The following is a 15,181-nucleotide window of genomic DNA, read 5'->3' as shown; positions in this document are numbered from 1 at the left end:
TCTCCTGCCAGGGATGTTCCCCTCCTTTATAGTTATTACCGCCATTTAGTCACATAACTCCGTAAGGCATAGAAATTGCAATTAGTTACTTCGTGTCATTTTCTGCTGAGTTCAGAAAGGGGGCGTGGCTATGCCCGTTGAAGGGCTTTTTAATACTACCATTGATCTGCTGGGAAAAAGTGTTGATCTGCGTACCCGCAATCAAAACCTGATCTCGTCTAATATTGCAAACGCTGAGACACCTGGATATACGCCGAAAAAACTTGAGTTCGAGCAACAGTTGCAGTCTGCTGTCAAGAAATCGTCGAACCGCGGGATGCATTCGTCTGGTTCAATAGCCACACCGCATCCCGCGCACATTCCTCTGCGTGGTGGCGGTGAGCGGATTAGCCAGATAAAGGGGACGGTGGTTGAAACGCCTGCCAAAACGCCGGGGCGTGATGGTAACTCGGTTGAGATGGAAAACGAGATGAGTGCCATGATGCAGAATCAAGTTTTGTTTAATGCCTCGGTGCAGTTGCTGGCCAAGAAATTTGAAGGGCTACGTACCGCTTTGAGGGAGGGTAAATAATGGACCTTTTTACGGCAATGAACACCAGCTCGTCAGCTCTCACTGCTGAACGAACACGTATGAATCTGATATCCAGTAATCTGGCTAACGTGAATACTACCCGTACGCCTGAAGGAGGCCCCTATAAGCGGAAAGACGCTGTTTTTATGGCGACTCCGGTGACGGATGGTTTCGGGAAAGCACTTGATGGTATGGCGGGTAAGCATCTGAGGGAGGTTGCTGTATCGGAGATCGTGGAGGACAAAAGCCCCCCGCGCATGCAGTACGATCCTGCCCATCCTGATGCCAATCCACAGGGGTATGTTGCAATGCCTAATGTCAACGTAGTTGAGGAAATGGCTGATATGATCACGGCGACGCGGGTGTATGAAGCAAATGTTATGACGGCTCAGGCTGCCAAAAATATGGCGTTAAAGACTCTGGAAATTAGTAAATAGGAGCTAGGCTATGGAGCTTAAGGGGATTAGCGGTATCGGCATGTCGTCGGCGTTTCCGCTTGATAAATCAGTGTCTAATTCATCAGTCGCAGACGGCGCGGGTAAGTTCTTTAAAGAGCTGGTCGGGAAGGTGAATGATCTTTCTCAACAGTCTGATCAGGCCATTCAGAAGTTGGCAACCGGGGAAAATCGTAATCTACATGAAACTATGATTGCCGTAGAAAAGGCCAGTGTGTCGTTTCTGTTTATGTCGCAGGTGCGTAACAAAGCCCTTGAGGCATATCAGGAAGTTATGCGGATGCCGGTTTAGTGCCGGTAGTATTCTAGACAGGGGTAGCGAAAAGAGATGCCTGAAGGATTGAAGCGAATTATTGAGCCATTTATGGCGCTGGCACCAGGGAAGCGTTTGTTGGTGGGCGGTGTGGTGTTGGCTTGTGTTGCAGCTTTTGCGCTTCTGATCATGCTTGCCAATCGGACTGACTATCGACCACTGTTTACCAACCTGGCCAGTGAAGATGCCGGTGAGATTGTCAAGAAATTGAAAGAGGCCAAGACGCCGTATCAGATTACTCCAGATGGCAAGGGAGTTATGGTGCCGGCTGACCGGGTCTATGAACTACGACTCTCGCTCGCCTCTGAAGGATTACCCCAGGGCGGTGGGGTTGGTTTTGAAATTTTTGATCGTAAAAACTTCGGTATGACGGAGTTTGTGCAGAAGCTGAACTATCAACGCGCTCTGCAGGGTGAACTGGCCCGCACCATTACGCAGATAAGTGGTGTGGAACAGGCGCGCGTGCATCTGGTTATCCCGGAGAAGACCCTGTTCAAGGAGGCTGAAAAGCCGCCAACCGCATCAGTTGTGCTGAAGATGAAGGGGAGTAAAGGCCTTCGTGATACAGAGGTGCAGGGCGTTGTACACCTTATTTCCTCTTCAATTGAGGGGATGAATGCGGATAACGTGACGGTGCTTGATAGTCGAGGCAAGATTCTGAGCAAAGGTGGCAGCGGTATGGCAGATGCAAGTGCCAAGGCTACCAGTACCATGCAGGAAACCCAGCGCGGCTATGAACGAAACGCAGAAGAACGACTTCAGACATTGCTGGATCGGGTGGTTGGCGGTGGTAAGTCAGTCGCCAGGGTTTCGGCTACCTTTGACTTTAAGCAGGTAGAGCGGGTAGAGGAAAAGTTTGATCCTGAAACCATTGCGGTTCGAAGCGAACAGCGCACAGAAGAGAAAGCCGGTGGGTCAGCCGCCTCCAGTGGCGTGCCAGGTGTGCAGACCAACCTTGGACGCACAACCGCTGGTGGTGGTGGCGCTGCAGGTGGTGGCAGCAAGAATGATGAAACCCTTAATTACGAGGTGAGTCGTTCTACCTCTCGTACTGTGGAACCGGTAGGTACCTTAAGTAAGGTCTCGGTTGCCATTCTGGTGGATGGTAAGTATGAAGCAGCAGCGCCGGGTAAGGATGGTGCTGCTGGAAAAGCCAAATATGTCCCCCGTTCGCCCGATGAGTTGCAGAAGATTGAGGCGCTGGTAAAGGGGGCCGTTGGTTTTAATCAGGAACGTGGTGACCAGATTAGCATCCAGAATATCCCGTTTCAGGATGCTGGGGATGCTGTTGGCTCTGCTGAAAGCGCTAAATGGTGGATGAACCCCTTCTTTTTAACGCTGTTTAAAAATCTGCTGATTGCCGTAGGATTCCTGGCATTGATGATGTTTGTGGTTAAACCGATGCTGAATACGTTGCGGGCCGCCCGTCCACCACGACCGGATATTCTGGAGGCTATTGCACCTGATGCCCAGGAAAAAATGTCTGCAAGTGAACGGGCACAGCTTGCCATGCATATGGCAGAGCAGCAGGAGCTAATGGAAAAAGCCAAGACTAATCCATACCAGGTTGCACAAATTTTACAAAACTGGTTAGGCGAAAGCTCATGATAAGAGGTGCTGATCTCCATGACTGGTGCTGATAAGGCAGCAATATTATTGTTATATCTTGGTGCGGATGTTACGGCCAAGGTGTACGAACATATGGAAGATGAAGAGATCAAGCGGATCTCCAAGAGCATGGCTGGACTTGGCCATGTTACTCGTCAAACCATTGGTGAAGTGGTTGAAGAGTTTAACGAGGTAATCTCGCCAGAATCCGGTATCTTTGCACAGGGTGATGAGTTTGTGCGTAAGGTGCTGGAAAAGGCGCTTGGTCCAACAAAGGCCCAGATGTTGATGGAGGAACTGCAGGCATCCAGCTACGGCGATCTGGTGGACATACTTGCGTCCATGGACCCCAAAAGTATTTCCAACTTCCTTTCACAAGAACATCCTCAGGCCATTGCGGTTATTCTGGCCAAGTTGAAGTCCAAGCAAACCAGTGAGATTATTGCTGCGTTACCACAAGAGCTCCAGGCTGAGGTGGTGCTACGGATTGCCGATGTAGAGCAGGTTTCTCCTGAAATACTCCAGGAAATTGACGACGTTATGAAACGTGAGATCAAGTCAATGGGCGGAGTCCAGCGTTATAAGGTCGGTGGTGTTGAGAAAGTTGTTGATATGTTTAACCACTTTGATCGCAGTAAAGAAAAACAGATTTTGGAAAAACTGGATGTGCTGAGTCCACCCCTTGCAGAGGTCATTCGTAAACATCTCTTTACCTTTGAAGATGTCTTTGCCATGGATGACCGCTCCATTCAGGCGATTATGCGCGAGGTCTCCAACGATACTCTGACGCTGGCCATGAAAACATCTACTGATGATGTCAAGAATAAGATCTTCAAGAATATTTCCAGTCGTGCTGCAGATATGATCAAAGAAGACCTTGAGGTAATGGGTCCGGTGCGTCTTTCTGATGTCGAGAAGGCCCAATCTGAAATCATTAAAATCGTCCGCAAGATGGAGGAAGAAGGCAAAATCGTGCTTGGTGGACGGGGCAGCGAAGATGTCCTCGTCTAAGGTTATTAAAGCAGGCGACGATGAGTTGCAAATTGGCAGCTTCAGCTTTCAGAATATTCTGCGGGGTGGGCTGCAACAAAATATTAAAAGCAACGAAAAAACAGAAGGCTTTACGCCGCTGGCGCTGTTCGATACCTCTGAATTGGGGGCAAAAGCCAGCTTTATACCAAACGTTGCATCAGAAGAAGCCTCGCCTCTGGAACCAGCATTACCCCCCGGCACGTTTATCAGCGACGAAGACCTGCAGAGATATCAGGAGGAAAGCTATCAGCGCGGTCTGCAGGATGGAAAGAACCTGGCTGAACGTGGTCTGTTAAACGTCTTTAAAGGGTTGCGTACTGCAGCAGAGGATCTACAGCTGCTCCGGGAAAAGGTTTTACGTGATTCAGAGGACGATCTGCTAAATCTGACCTTTGCAATTGCCGGGAAAATACTTACCCGTGAGGTTGCACAGGATCGTCAGATCGTACTACGTCTGATCAAGACTGCGTTGTCTGGGCTTAACGAGCAGGATGAACTGATTATTCGACTCCATCCTGATGATTATGCCTTGCTGACCAATAATAACAGTATGACGCTCCAGAAGGAACTTTCAACGGTACGCTTTCAGCTGAAGGCAGATCCCACCGTGGAAATCGGCAGTTGTCAGATTGAAACTGACCGGGGAACTGTTGATGCTGGATTTGAAGCGCAACTTGATGAGGTCTACCGTCGATTGCTAGAAGAACGCACCGCTGGAACAGCTGTAGTAGACGTGGGCTGACCGATTCATGCCAAGTCAAAAAGTGGACATGAGCAGGTATATGCGTGCGGTAGAGTCGGTTAATCCGATCCGTTTGCACGGTAAAGTGACACAGGTTGTGGGGCTGGTAATAGAGGGCTATTGTCCTGATACGTCGGTTGGGGCAATCTGTGAAATCCGACCAAAGGATGGCGCACCGATTCCTGCTGAAGTAGTCGGGTTCAGGGATAACAAGACGCTTTTAATGCCGCTGGGGGATCTGCGAGGTGTCGGGCTGGACAGTCTGATTGCCGTCAGGCGTGATAAGGCGACCCTGAAAGTTGGCTCGGGATTGCTTGGTCGAGTAATAGACGGTTTGGGTAATCCGATTGATGATAAAGGTCTGCTACACCTGGATGAGGAGTACCCGATCTATGCGGCGCCGGTTAACCCGATGACACGACCGCCTATCAGGAAGCCGCTGGACTTGGGAATTCGCTCAATCAACGGGCTTTTGACCTGCGGTCAGGGGCAGCGTGTCGGAATTATGGCAGGTTCAGGCGTTGGAAAATCAACCCTGCTCGGGATGATCGCCCGCTACACTGAGGCAGACGTCAACGTCATTGCACTGATTGGTGAGCGGGGCCGAGAACTGCGCGAATTCATTGAAAAAGACCTGCAGGAGCAGGGGCTGCACAAGTCAGTTGTCGTGGTGGCAACCTCTGATCAGCCGCCGCTGGTCAGGATGCGTGGTGCCTATCTGGCAACAACAATTGCGGAATATTTTAAGGATCAAGGCAAAAAAGTGTTGATGATGATGGATTCCGCGACACGATTTGCCATGGCTATGCGGGAAGTTGGTCTTGCAATCGGGGAACCACCAACCACCAAGGGGTACACCCCTTCTGTTTTCGCAGCATTACCAAAATTGCTTGAGAGAACAGGGAATTTTCCTGAAGGTAGTATCACCGGCCTTTATACGGTGCTGGTTGAAGGGGACGATTTTAACGAGCCTATCTCAGATGCCATGCGGAGCATACTGGATGGGCATATTGTGCTGTCTCGGGATCTTGCAGCCCGGAATATCTACCCCCCGATTGATGTTATGGCCAGTGCCAGCCGGGTAATGAACGATGTAACTGATGACAGGCATCGAAAGCTGGCTGGCCAGTTTAAGGAGACGCTTGCCACCTATCGGCAGTCTGAAGACTTGATCAATATCGGTGCCTATAAGGCTGGTAGTAACCCTGGAATAGACCAGGCGATCCGCAAGATTGATCCTATGACGGCCTATCAGAAACAGGCCGTTACCGATCCGTCTACGTTGGCTGATTCTATTGAGGGGTTACAGCAGATATTTGAGGCTTAGCTGAGGACACTGGCATGGCTGTTAAAAAGAAGTTTGAGATGCAGCAGGTCCTCAACTATCGGATTGAGCTGGAAAAGATGAGAAAGCTGGAATTTGCTGCAGCCAGACAAGATCTTGATGCCGCCGCAGATCGGCTTGAACAGGAGAAAAATGAGGCTGCAAAACTGGCGGAAGAGTTTAATGGTCGCCAGCAACAGATCGACTCAATCTTTGAGATGCGCCTGTATGCCGATTTTTTTGCACGTAAAAGAGATGAGATAAAAGAACAGCAACGTAGAGTCCAGTCCCTTGATCGTGTTTTGGAAGACCGCAGGGATGAGCTGGTGCAGGCCACCAAAGAGAAAAAAGTGATGGAACAATTGAAAGAAAAACAAAAAGAAGCATTTCAGAAAGAGCAGGCCCATAAGGAGGGACTGCTGCTGGATGAGATTGCCACCCAGAAAAAAGGTCAGGAGTAGCCGGGTGAACAAACGCTGGATCTCAATTATAGCCATGGCATGCTGTCTGGGTACCTTTGCGACGGTGGCCTTAACTGCTTCACAAGGCACTACGGAGCCGGTGCGTACTCCCCAGAGCAGTATGCAGGGAGACCCGGTGCCTCCAACCCGTGCTGCTCGGGAAGAACGGGCAATTCAAGAGGCGCGTCGGCAACAGTTAGCTGAAAAAGAGGCTGCTTTAGCGGCAAAAGAAGAAGAACTGAAGAAGCTGGGGGCAAAAATTGACGCCCAGCTGAAGGCTATGGAAGAAACCAAGAAGAGTTATGACGAGATGGTGAAGGCTGAAGAAGAACGTCGGAAGCAGGCCCAGAGCGAGCGGGTCACTAAGATGGTAAAGTTGTTTAAAACCATGAAGCCTGCTCAATCTGCCGAGCTACTGGATAAGATGGCGGAAGACGAGGTTAAGCTGTTGCTAGACCGCTTGGATACCAAGACAGTGGCAAAACTGGTGCCTAATCTTAATCAGCCCAGAACCATTCGGTGGGTAAACGAAAACCTACGAAAACGTGGAGAAAAATAGTTAACGAGTTCATCTCTTCTGCCGATAAGAGTGATACGGGCATAATGCTCGGACAATCTTAAGGAAAGGAGGTGAGAACATGGATGCAGGACAGATTATGATGATGCCGACTGCTGTTACTAATGTATCAGCGTCAGCAGTTGCAGTAACCGATCCGGTCGGAAAGCAGGCGGTTTCAGTCGGCTTGTTTCGTGAGATGCTTGGGCAGAACTTGCTGGGTTTGCTTGGTGTTGGAGACCAGTGTGGTCAAGGACAGCCACAAAAAAGTGAAACACTATTTGGTGCTACCGATAGTGTGGCTGTACTCACAAAGCAGCTTATCGAAAAAGAAGCTCCACTGACAGATTTAGATCCCACCGTTGTTAATCAGCTGGCAGCGTATGCGCAGTTGGCCGTTATTCAAGCCAGTATCCCCACTCAACAACAACAGCAAACGGCAAGTATCACCACGGTAGAGGGCAATGAACTGCCAGCAATAGGTGACGTATCAGCAGTCCGGCTAAATACTCAGCTGACTGGTGATGATTTGGCTGGTGGGTTGCCTATGGTTGCTGTCGCAGCACAGTCTGAACAGGCAATTGTTCAAAACCTGACAAGCCAATTGTCAGTGTCAGCTGATACAACATCGGCTCAACAGACAACTGTTCAGGATGTGCTTCAAACCGCTCAAGAATTAAATGTGATGCAAAATGAAGCACAACAAGCAGTGGTTGGCCGTTTTGAGACTGTTGCAACTGCAAAGGTAGCTGCTACACTACCCCCGGTGGCTTCAAGTAGTAAATTACAGATGGCAACAACAGGTGTTGCTGATAAACCTGTTCAACAGCAAAACATTAGTCTGAATGCTGAACCTGAGAAACTAGTTCAAAGAAATCAAGTCAGTGCAGAGCAAATAGCTCAGCAGACAACGGAAGCTCAGCCAGCAGCACAAGAAGTTGCAGGGGCTGTTAAAACCACAGCAGCAGTCGTGCCGCAACCGGTTAGATTTGCTCAACACCCCGATGTAATGGCAGCTGCAGCAGGATCAGAAGGCCAAAAAAACACTGCCTCTGATCAGCAAGAACAGGGTTCGCAATTGCTGGCTAAGACGCCTAAAGAGCTTGTTATACAGGGAGAACAGATAAAACCAGAGTTGGTAGAAAACGCAGGAACGACCTTCCGTTTACCTGAACCGCAGACAGTAGCTATGCATACAGGGCAGTCGCAGGTTGTTGCGACAGATGGCACAACAACGGAGCTCGTTAAGAGTGTTCCACAAGAATTGATTGGCCGCCAAGTCACAGATCGTCTGGCCAGCCATGAGATCAAGCAGGGTAATGACCAGATATCACTTAAGTTGTCCCCAGAAAATTTGGGGAATTTGCAGTTGAATATGCGGATGGATGACAACCGTTTAAAGCTTGAGATCGTAGCAGAAAATCGCACTGTGCGTGACGCTCTGTTACAGCAGGCAGATGAGTTGAAGGAGACCTTGGCACGGCAGAATATCAAAGTTGATTCTTTTAATGTAACGACAGGTGGTAATGGCCACCAATCACAGCAACAGTCAATGGATTGGCGTCAGATGACACAGGAACAACGTCAGTATCAGCCACACTACGCATCAGTACGTGCAAAAGGTGGTGCTGTTGAAGGGGTTGAAACAACCATGAAATATTTTGTGCCACAGTATCAGTCTACACTTGATGTGCGATTCTAAGAAAGGAGGCTAATATGACAACAGCAGTTACAAGTACAACAAGTACAACAACATCAACTGCGGCTGCTGCAATGAAGCAAGAGCTTGGTATGAACAAGGATGATTTTCTGAAACTGTTTATTGCGCAGTTGCAGAATCAGGATCCGCTTTCTCCCCAGGACCCGACAGAGATGTTAGGGCAGTTGGCTCAGCTGACACAGGTAGAGCAGGCCTATAACACAACTACCGCTTTAAATAATTTGCTGAGTGCTCAAAATAACAACCTGGCTTTAAGTTCAGTTGGATTGATTGGCAAGGATATTGTTGCACTTGGCAGTCAGCTTAACTTCGATGGAACAAATTCGGTGGAGCTAAGCTATCAAATGCCGTCTGGTACTACTGCAACTACGCTTACCATCAAGGATGCATCAGGAACAACTATCCGTACGATTGACCTTGGTGCACAGGCAGCGGGTAAAGGCACATATGCTTGGGATGGCACGGATGGTCAGGGTAATCAATTGTCAGCGGGTGCCTATAGTTTTTCAATCAGCGGTACTGATGCCGCTGGTGCTACACAGACCGCAACAACCTTTACAACAGGCAGGGCTGACGGAGTTACATTTGCAGAGGGTGTTGCCTATATCACCATTGGGTCTGTGCTCGTTCCATTTTCCGATGTGATGAGGGTGAGTACAACATGAGCGCGGTTGACCAGCTATATTTTCCCAACCCGGTTCAGCCGGTTGGAAAACCGACTCAGCCGACAAGAAGTCAGCCAACACAGCCAGTTGGTGAAACACCTTTTTCAAAGGTCCTTGACCAGACCCAAGGTGTCAAGTTTTCACAGCATGCCCAGGATCGCCTTAAGGCGCGTAACATCTCATTCAGTAATGATCAGCTGAAGCAACTGGAAGGAGCAGTAAACAGTGTAGCACAGAAAGGTGGTAAAGATTCGCTGGTTATGATGGGTGATGCGGCTCTGGTGGTCAGTGTTAAGAATCGTACTGTGGTGACCGCCATGGATCGTAGCCAGATGAAAGGAAATGTCTTTACCAATATTGACTCAGCAGTAGTTATCTAACGAACCTAACGGGCTGGTCCTCTTGAGGAAGCCTAAGGAGTTGCTGACCGACTGACGCAACTCCACCAAGAACAGGAGGCAACAAAATGAGTATTACATCAGCAATGTATTCCGGTGTATCAGGCCTGTTAGCCAATGCCGAAGGAATTAACGTAATTGGTAACAATCTGGCCAACGTCAACACAATAGGTTTTAAGAGTGGACGGATGCTTTTTTCAGATATGCTTTCGGCAACTGGTCCAAACAATTCGCAGATTGGTCGTGGTGTCCAGATTCAAAAGGTAGATAACATCTATGCACAGGGGGCCTTTGAAAACACTGAGGTGGTTTCTGATGTTGCCATTCAGGGCAACAGTTTTTTTGCTTTTGCTGCTCCTAATACTGTCGCTGCAGTCGCTTCACAAGATTTGGCGTACCTCTCACGTGCCGGTGCCCTCAGGGTGAATAGCTCGTATAACCTGACAAATCCTGATGGCTATTTGTCGCTTGAAGCTGCTACAGGAGCACCAATTTTATTTCAGCATACCGTTGCTCCGGCCGCACCGGCAGCGGGAGATTTTGCCAAGATAACGGCAATTGATTCGCAGGGAGTAATCACCTATGCAGACTATAACGGTAATGCTTACTATTATAACGGAAGTGGAGCCAGTCTTCCTGCAACAACGGCAAACTACACTGTTGTAAGAGATGCTGGGCATACCATAGCTGTTGTAAACCCAACAAATCCGCTTGGCCTGATGAAAGTTGGCGGCACCATGTTTAGAAGTAGTGCTGATGCTGGCGTTCCTACAACGGCATTTTCTGCAGCAATCAACCGAGCCAACGGTAGTTCAGAAGAAATTAAATCCAGTTCGCTGGAATTGAGCAACGTTGATATGGCGGCCCAGTTTGTAAAAATGATTCTGACTCAGCGGGCCTATTCAGCCAACTCAAAGACCATTACCACAGCTGATGAGATGACCCAGGAGGTTCTGAATCTCAAGCGTTAATAGCTAGTTAACGCGTTATAGGCTGATACTGCCCCCGTTTGCCTGCAGATTTTTGCAGGTGGACGGGGGCGCAATTGTTCAATACTACAAGAATAATGATTGCAAGTGGTTGCAAAAACTTCGTTTTCGTTTTAAATATGCTATGAAGTAACTGATCAGCTTATGGTGGATAGATACCGGAGGAGCGAATGGCAAAAGAAGAGCAGGCAGCGGCCGAAGCCCCGGAAGAGGGTGGCGGTAAGAAGAAGCTGTTTATTATCATTGGGGCGGCAGTGCTGGTGTTGGTTATTGCCGGCGTAGTTGTGTTCATGATGATGGGTAAGGGCGATAAGAAAAAAGAAGGGGCTGATGCTCATGGCGCTCCGGCTGCTGCTGAGGGAGGGCATGGCGCTGCGGCTCCGGCTGCTGGTGGCGGTCATGGTGGTGCTGCCGGTGCGCCCGGTGTTTCTACTGTGTTTACGCTTGAGCCCTTTATTGTGAATATCTACGACGGCCAGGAACTGCGGTATCTCAAGGTAAAAGTAGAGCTCGAGATGTCGAATGCTGCCATCAAGCCAGAGCTGGAAGGACGCCTTGCAGCGATTCGAGATGCTATTCTGGTGGTGCTGACTACCAAAACGTTGCAGGAGATTCAGGATGCCCAAGGCAAAAATCAGCTGAGGGAAGAAATACTGACCGCTATCAGTAAGATCGTGGCCCAAGGTAAGGTCAGCAAGGTCTATTTCACTGACTTTGTTGTCCAGTAGCTGAACGGGGACGTCGGGTGGCCATGGAGAAAATTCTTACCAAAGCTGAAATTGAGGCGCTGCTGAATGCCGTTTTTGACGGACGGATTGAGCCTGAAAAGGAACTTTCCAAATCAGAAAGTACTGCCGTCAGCTATGACCTCTTTAACACAGAGGCCTACCGCGGTTTTGTCCCGAACCTGGATATCGTCTATGACGGCTTTATCCGTTTTAACCGGATTACCCTTTCAAACCGTCTTCGCAAGGTAGTTGAGATCAAGAAGGTCGGTGCACGCTCCTACAAATTTGATGATTTTCTGCAAACATTGCCGTCGCCGGTTTGTATGGCGATTTTCAAGCTTGATCCCCTTAAGGGTGCTGCCCTGATAGCAATGGACAGCTCCCTTGCATTTGCTATTGTTGACAGCGTGCTGGGGGGGACCAGCCGTACAGCATTGGCGTTGAATCGTCTTTTCACTACCCTTGAGCTGAGGCTGGTTGAAATGGTGCTGGCTGATGTCATGACAGACCTTGAAAAGGCCTGGGCCCCGCTGTATCCAGCTAAATTAAGTATTTTGAGGATGGAGATGAACCCCCGTCTGGTTACTATTGTGCCGCCTGAATATCAGGTGGTAACCATGACGGTAAAGGTACATATAGAAGAAAATGTCGGTACGATGATCTTTGTCGTCCCGATTATGACCATAGAGCCGATTCGGGACAAGCTTAAGGAGGGAATGCAGTTTGACCTGATGGCCATTGATCCGCAGTGGTCACATCGTCTTTCGTCAGAAATACTTGATGCGCCAATGGAGCTTACGGTTGAATTAGGTAATTCTCTGATTTCACTTAGAGAGCTTCTTGATCTTGAAGTTGGTGATACTATTATGTTGGATAAACCCTGCACCAGCGAGCTTATGGTGAAGGTTGAAGGAGTGCCAAAATATCAGGGCATTCCTGGAATACGGCATGGCAACAAAGCGATGCAGATTAGCGATATCATCTCCAACAAGGGGAACCCACGTGAACGACAAGCCTGATGCCGCAGAAGCTGAACAGGAACGGAAAAATCTGGAATTTATACTTGATATCCCGCTTCAGGTTACGGTGGAGCTGGGACGCACCAAGCTGTTGGTTAAGGATATCCTGCAACTGAATCAGGGGGCAGTGGTAGAGTTGACTAAACTTGCCGGTGAACCATTGGATATTTTCGTCAACTCTAAGCTGGTTGCCAGGGGGGAAGCCGTGGTGGTTAACGAAAAATTCGGTGTCCGTCTGGTTGATATTGTCAGCCCGAATGAACGGGTGGAGAAAATTTTGTGATCAGACAGTCTGTCCTGCTGTTACTTTTGGGGATAGGGCTGTTCCCTGCATTGGCAAAGGGAGCTGAAGGGCAGGCAGGCGGCGGAGATTTCAGTTTTCTTTCCAGTTTCCTTCAGATGATTGCTGCGTTATTGCTGGTTGTCGGTTTGATTCTGTTGACATACTATCTCGCAACCCGGTTGATGCGTAAAATTCCTGCGTTAAAAGTTGGTAGCCAGCATATCAGGATACTCGAAGTTCGTGCACTGGGGCCCCGTAAGGCACTTGTTCTGATTGAGGTTGCTGGAGAGTATCTCTTGCTCGCAAGCAGTGGTGATAACCTTAATCTGATTAAGCAGGTGCCGATGCTGGAAGAAATTGAAGTGATTGATGAATCACCTGACAGGCTGTCATTTTTCTCTTTGTTGAAGCGAGCAACATCGCGTAGTTAAGGTGATTTTACGCGTTCTGGATTGACTATGACCTCTTTTGCAGGAAAACGTTTTTGGGGAACCCTGTTTTTGCTGGCTACCGTCGTTGTTGGTACCGTAGCCTTTGCAACGGCAGCACCGGTTCCGTTGCCATCGCTGAATATTGGTGTGGGTACGGCAACAAAGCCAGGCGAAGTGGCGACAACGATCCAGATTTTCTTGTTGCTTACGGTGCTTTCACTGGCTCCCAGCCTGCTGATCATGACCACTTCGTTTACCCGTATCGTTGTCGTGCTCTCGTTTTTGCGAACTGCCCTGGGTACTCAGCAAGCCCCCTCAAACCAGATAATTCTGGCCCTTTCGCTGTTTCTGACTTTTTTCATCATGACTCCCGTCTGGCAGCAGGTTGATCGAGACGCGTATCAGCCGTACAAGGCAGGTGTCCTTTCCCAGGAACAGGCCTTTGAGAAAGCGACACAGCCGGTACGTAAGTTTATGCTGTCGCAGACGCGGGAAAAAGATTTGGCCCTGTTTGTCAGTCTTTCCAAGCAGGCCCGTCCCAAAAATGCCGATGATATCCCAACCCTCACCATTGTTCCGGCCTTCATGATTTCGGAGCTACGTACCGCCTTTCAGATCGGTTTTTTGATCTATATACCATTTATTGTGGTGGATATGGTGGTTGCATCAGTGCTGATGTCTATGGGTATGATGATGCTGCCACCGGTCATGATATCGTTACCGTTTAAAATTTTGCTGTTTGTACTGGTAGATGGATGGGGATTGGTTATCAGTTCTCTGGTCAAGAGTTTTGGTTAGAAAGGATATGCCATGACCCCCGAACTGGTTGTTCAACTGGCACGTAGAAGTTTTGAGGCTACCTTGCTTTTGGCAGCTCCGTTGCTGCTGTTCAGTCTGGTGGTCGGTCTTGCCATCAGTGTCTTTCAGGCGGTTACCTCTATTAACGAAGCAACGCTCGCCTTTGCCCCGAAGATTGTTGCGGTTATGGTGGCCATCATTATATTTTTCCCCTGGATGATGAGCTACATGAGTGATTTTACTCGCGAGATTTATGCGCTGATTGCCGTAATGCGGCGCTAGTCAGGCATGTTCCCCTTTGTATCACCGCTGCCAAGTCAAGCCGATGTATTTCTGTTCGCCTTGGTACTATGCCGCATTGGAGGTCTGTTCGCTGCCCTTCCGTTGTTCGGTGGGCGTCGTCTGCCAACCCGCATCAAGATTGTAGCGGTTCTCTCCATAACGCTGGTCTGCTATCCAATCCTGAAAATTGCCCCTCCACCCATTCCTGGTGATGCCTTTACCCTGGGACTGCTGGTCATGCGCGAGATGCTGATCGGTCTCACGCTGGCCTTTGTGACCCAGATCATCTTTGCCGCCGTTGAATTCAGCGGTCAAATTATTGGTCTTCAGATGGGCTTTAGTATCTCATCGGTAATTGATCCTTCCATGGGTAATCAGATGCAGATCATGTCGGTCATGCAGAGCCTGCTGGCTACCCTGTTTTTTCTCTCCTTGAATATTCACCATGTGTTTATCCGGGCTATTGTTGACAGCTTTACGGTCATACCGCTGGGTGGCTGGAAGATGAGCGAGGCGCTGATTCATTTTCTGGTGAAAGCCACTTCTGATGTCTTTATTCTGGGAATCAGGCTGGCCGCGCCGGTTATGGTAGCACTGCTTTTAACCAGTGTTGTTCTTGGCATCATGGCCCGCGCCTTTCCCCAGATGAACATATTTATGGTCAGCTTTCCGCTTAATATCGGGCTTGGGTTTATGGTGTTGGGGATGACCCTTTTGCTCTTCTTTCATGTGCTGGAGCTCTCGTTTGGTAATCTGGCGGTCCAGGTGGCAACGATCTTCAGGCTGCTTGCAAAGGGGGGATGATT

20 protein-coding genes are annotated in these 15,181 nt (G+C 49.1%); all 20 read left to right on the top strand.

Features of this window, described 5'->3' with window-relative positions; all coding sequences use genetic code 11:
• Positions 1 to 130: 130 nt before the first annotated feature.
• The 20 genes from flgB (at position 131) to fliR (ending at position 15,179) form a co-directional block, all read left to right on the top strand.
• Entirely contained in the window at positions 131 to 571 is a 441-nt protein-coding gene (flgB, locus tag B5D39_RS00330) for a flagellar basal body rod protein FlgB (RefSeq protein ID WP_078788391.1), read from the top strand.
• Entirely contained in the window at positions 571 to 1,008 is a 438-nt protein-coding gene (gene flgC / locus B5D39_RS00325) for a flagellar basal body rod protein FlgC (protein ID WP_078788390.1), read from the top strand. Before flgB ends, flgC begins: the two co-directional genes overlap by 1 nt.
• Before the next feature lie 10 nt (positions 1,009 to 1,018).
• Positions 1,019 to 1,318, top strand: a complete 300-nt coding sequence (gene fliE, locus B5D39_RS00320; RefSeq protein ID WP_078788389.1) for a flagellar hook-basal body complex protein FliE — start codon at positions 1,019 to 1,021, stop codon at positions 1,316 to 1,318.
• A gap of 36 nt (positions 1,319 to 1,354) precedes the next feature.
• On the top strand, positions 1,355 to 2,947 hold the full coding sequence (fliF, locus tag B5D39_RS00315; protein WP_078788388.1) for a flagellar basal-body MS-ring/collar protein FliF: 1,593 nt from the start codon (positions 1,355 to 1,357) through the stop codon (positions 2,945 to 2,947).
• A gap of 18 nt (positions 2,948 to 2,965) precedes the next feature.
• Positions 2,966 to 3,958 carry a flagellar motor switch protein FliG gene (gene fliG / locus B5D39_RS00310; protein WP_078788387.1) on the top strand — a complete coding sequence of 331 codons (993 nt, stop codon included), beginning with the start codon at positions 2,966 to 2,968 and terminating at the stop codon, positions 3,956 to 3,958.
• Complete coding sequence (locus B5D39_RS00305) at positions 3,945 to 4,721, top strand: FliH/SctL family protein (protein WP_161947389.1); 777 nt, start codon at positions 3,945 to 3,947, stop codon at positions 4,719 to 4,721. Before fliG ends, B5D39_RS00305 begins: the two co-directional genes overlap by 14 nt.
• 28 nt (positions 4,722 to 4,749) lie before the next feature.
• Positions 4,750 to 6,048 carry a FliI/YscN family ATPase gene (locus B5D39_RS00300; RefSeq protein WP_425274620.1) on the top strand — a complete coding sequence of 433 codons (1,299 nt, stop codon included), beginning with the start codon at positions 4,750 to 4,752 and terminating at the stop codon, positions 6,046 to 6,048.
• A gap of 14 nt (positions 6,049 to 6,062) precedes the next feature.
• Positions 6,063 to 6,506, top strand: coding sequence for a flagellar export protein FliJ (gene fliJ / locus B5D39_RS00295; RefSeq protein ID WP_078788384.1), 444 nt, complete (start codon positions 6,063 to 6,065; stop codon positions 6,504 to 6,506).
• Positions 6,507 to 6,510: 4 nt separating this feature from the next.
• Positions 6,511 to 7,065: a hypothetical protein gene (locus B5D39_RS00290; RefSeq protein ID WP_078788383.1), complete on the top strand. Its 555-nt coding sequence runs from the start codon at positions 6,511 to 6,513 to the stop codon at positions 7,063 to 7,065.
• 79 nt (positions 7,066 to 7,144) lie between these two features.
• Positions 7,145 to 8,764 carry a flagellar hook-length control protein FliK gene (locus tag B5D39_RS00285; protein ID WP_078788382.1) on the top strand — a complete coding sequence of 540 codons (1,620 nt, stop codon included), beginning with the start codon at positions 7,145 to 7,147 and terminating at the stop codon, positions 8,762 to 8,764.
• Positions 8,765 to 8,778: 14 nt separating this feature from the next.
• A complete protein-coding gene (locus tag B5D39_RS00280) occupies positions 8,779 to 9,447 on the top strand; it encodes a flagellar hook assembly protein FlgD (RefSeq protein ID WP_078788381.1) in 669 nt (222 codons plus the stop codon).
• Positions 9,444 to 9,827: a TIGR02530 family flagellar biosynthesis protein gene (locus B5D39_RS00275; protein WP_078788380.1), complete on the top strand. Its 384-nt coding sequence runs from the start codon at positions 9,444 to 9,446 to the stop codon at positions 9,825 to 9,827. The genes B5D39_RS00280 and B5D39_RS00275 overlap by 4 nt, the downstream gene beginning before the upstream one ends.
• An 86-nt stretch (positions 9,828 to 9,913) precedes the next feature.
• The gene (locus B5D39_RS00270) at positions 9,914 to 10,816 is read left to right on the top strand and encodes a flagellar hook-basal body protein (protein ID WP_078788379.1); all 903 of its coding nucleotides are present in this window, start codon (positions 9,914 to 9,916) and stop codon (positions 10,814 to 10,816) included.
• Between the two features lie 188 nt (positions 10,817 to 11,004).
• Positions 11,005 to 11,562 (top strand): flagellar basal body-associated FliL family protein, encoded by a 558-nt coding sequence (locus tag B5D39_RS00265; RefSeq protein ID WP_078788378.1) that lies wholly within the window; start codon positions 11,005 to 11,007, stop codon positions 11,560 to 11,562.
• Positions 11,563 to 11,585: 23 nt separating this feature from the next.
• Complete coding sequence (gene fliM / locus B5D39_RS00260) at positions 11,586 to 12,581, top strand: flagellar motor switch protein FliM (RefSeq protein ID WP_078788961.1); 996 nt, start codon at positions 11,586 to 11,588, stop codon at positions 12,579 to 12,581.
• Positions 12,565 to 12,864, top strand: a complete 300-nt coding sequence (fliN, locus tag B5D39_RS00255; RefSeq protein WP_078788377.1) for a flagellar motor switch protein FliN — start codon at positions 12,565 to 12,567, stop codon at positions 12,862 to 12,864. Before fliM ends, fliN begins: the two co-directional genes overlap by 17 nt.
• A 26-nt stretch (positions 12,865 to 12,890) precedes the next feature.
• The gene (locus tag B5D39_RS00250; protein WP_244161313.1) at positions 12,891 to 13,295 is read left to right on the top strand and encodes a FliO/MopB family protein; all 405 of its coding nucleotides are present in this window, start codon (positions 12,891 to 12,893) and stop codon (positions 13,293 to 13,295) included.
• A 27-nt stretch (positions 13,296 to 13,322) separates the two neighbouring features.
• A complete protein-coding gene (gene fliP, locus B5D39_RS00245; RefSeq protein WP_078788375.1) occupies positions 13,323 to 14,093 on the top strand; it encodes a flagellar type III secretion system pore protein FliP in 771 nt (256 codons plus the stop codon).
• 12 nt (positions 14,094 to 14,105) lie between these two features.
• Positions 14,106 to 14,375 carry a flagellar biosynthesis protein FliQ gene (gene fliQ / locus B5D39_RS00240; RefSeq protein ID WP_078788374.1) on the top strand — a complete coding sequence of 90 codons (270 nt, stop codon included), beginning with the start codon at positions 14,106 to 14,108 and terminating at the stop codon, positions 14,373 to 14,375.
• A 6-nt stretch (positions 14,376 to 14,381) separates the two neighbouring features.
• A complete protein-coding gene (fliR, locus tag B5D39_RS00235; protein ID WP_078788373.1) occupies positions 14,382 to 15,179 on the top strand; it encodes a flagellar biosynthetic protein FliR in 798 nt (265 codons plus the stop codon).
• Positions 15,180 to 15,181: the final 2 nt, after the last annotated feature.

The sequence above is a fragment of the Trichlorobacter thiogenes genome (genome assembly GCF_900167465.1).
Lineage (GTDB): Bacteria > Desulfobacterota > Desulfuromonadia > Geobacterales > Pseudopelobacteraceae > Trichlorobacter > Trichlorobacter thiogenes.
Note: the sequence above shows the minus strand (reverse complement) of the source record. Positions and strands in the feature narration are given on the sequence as shown.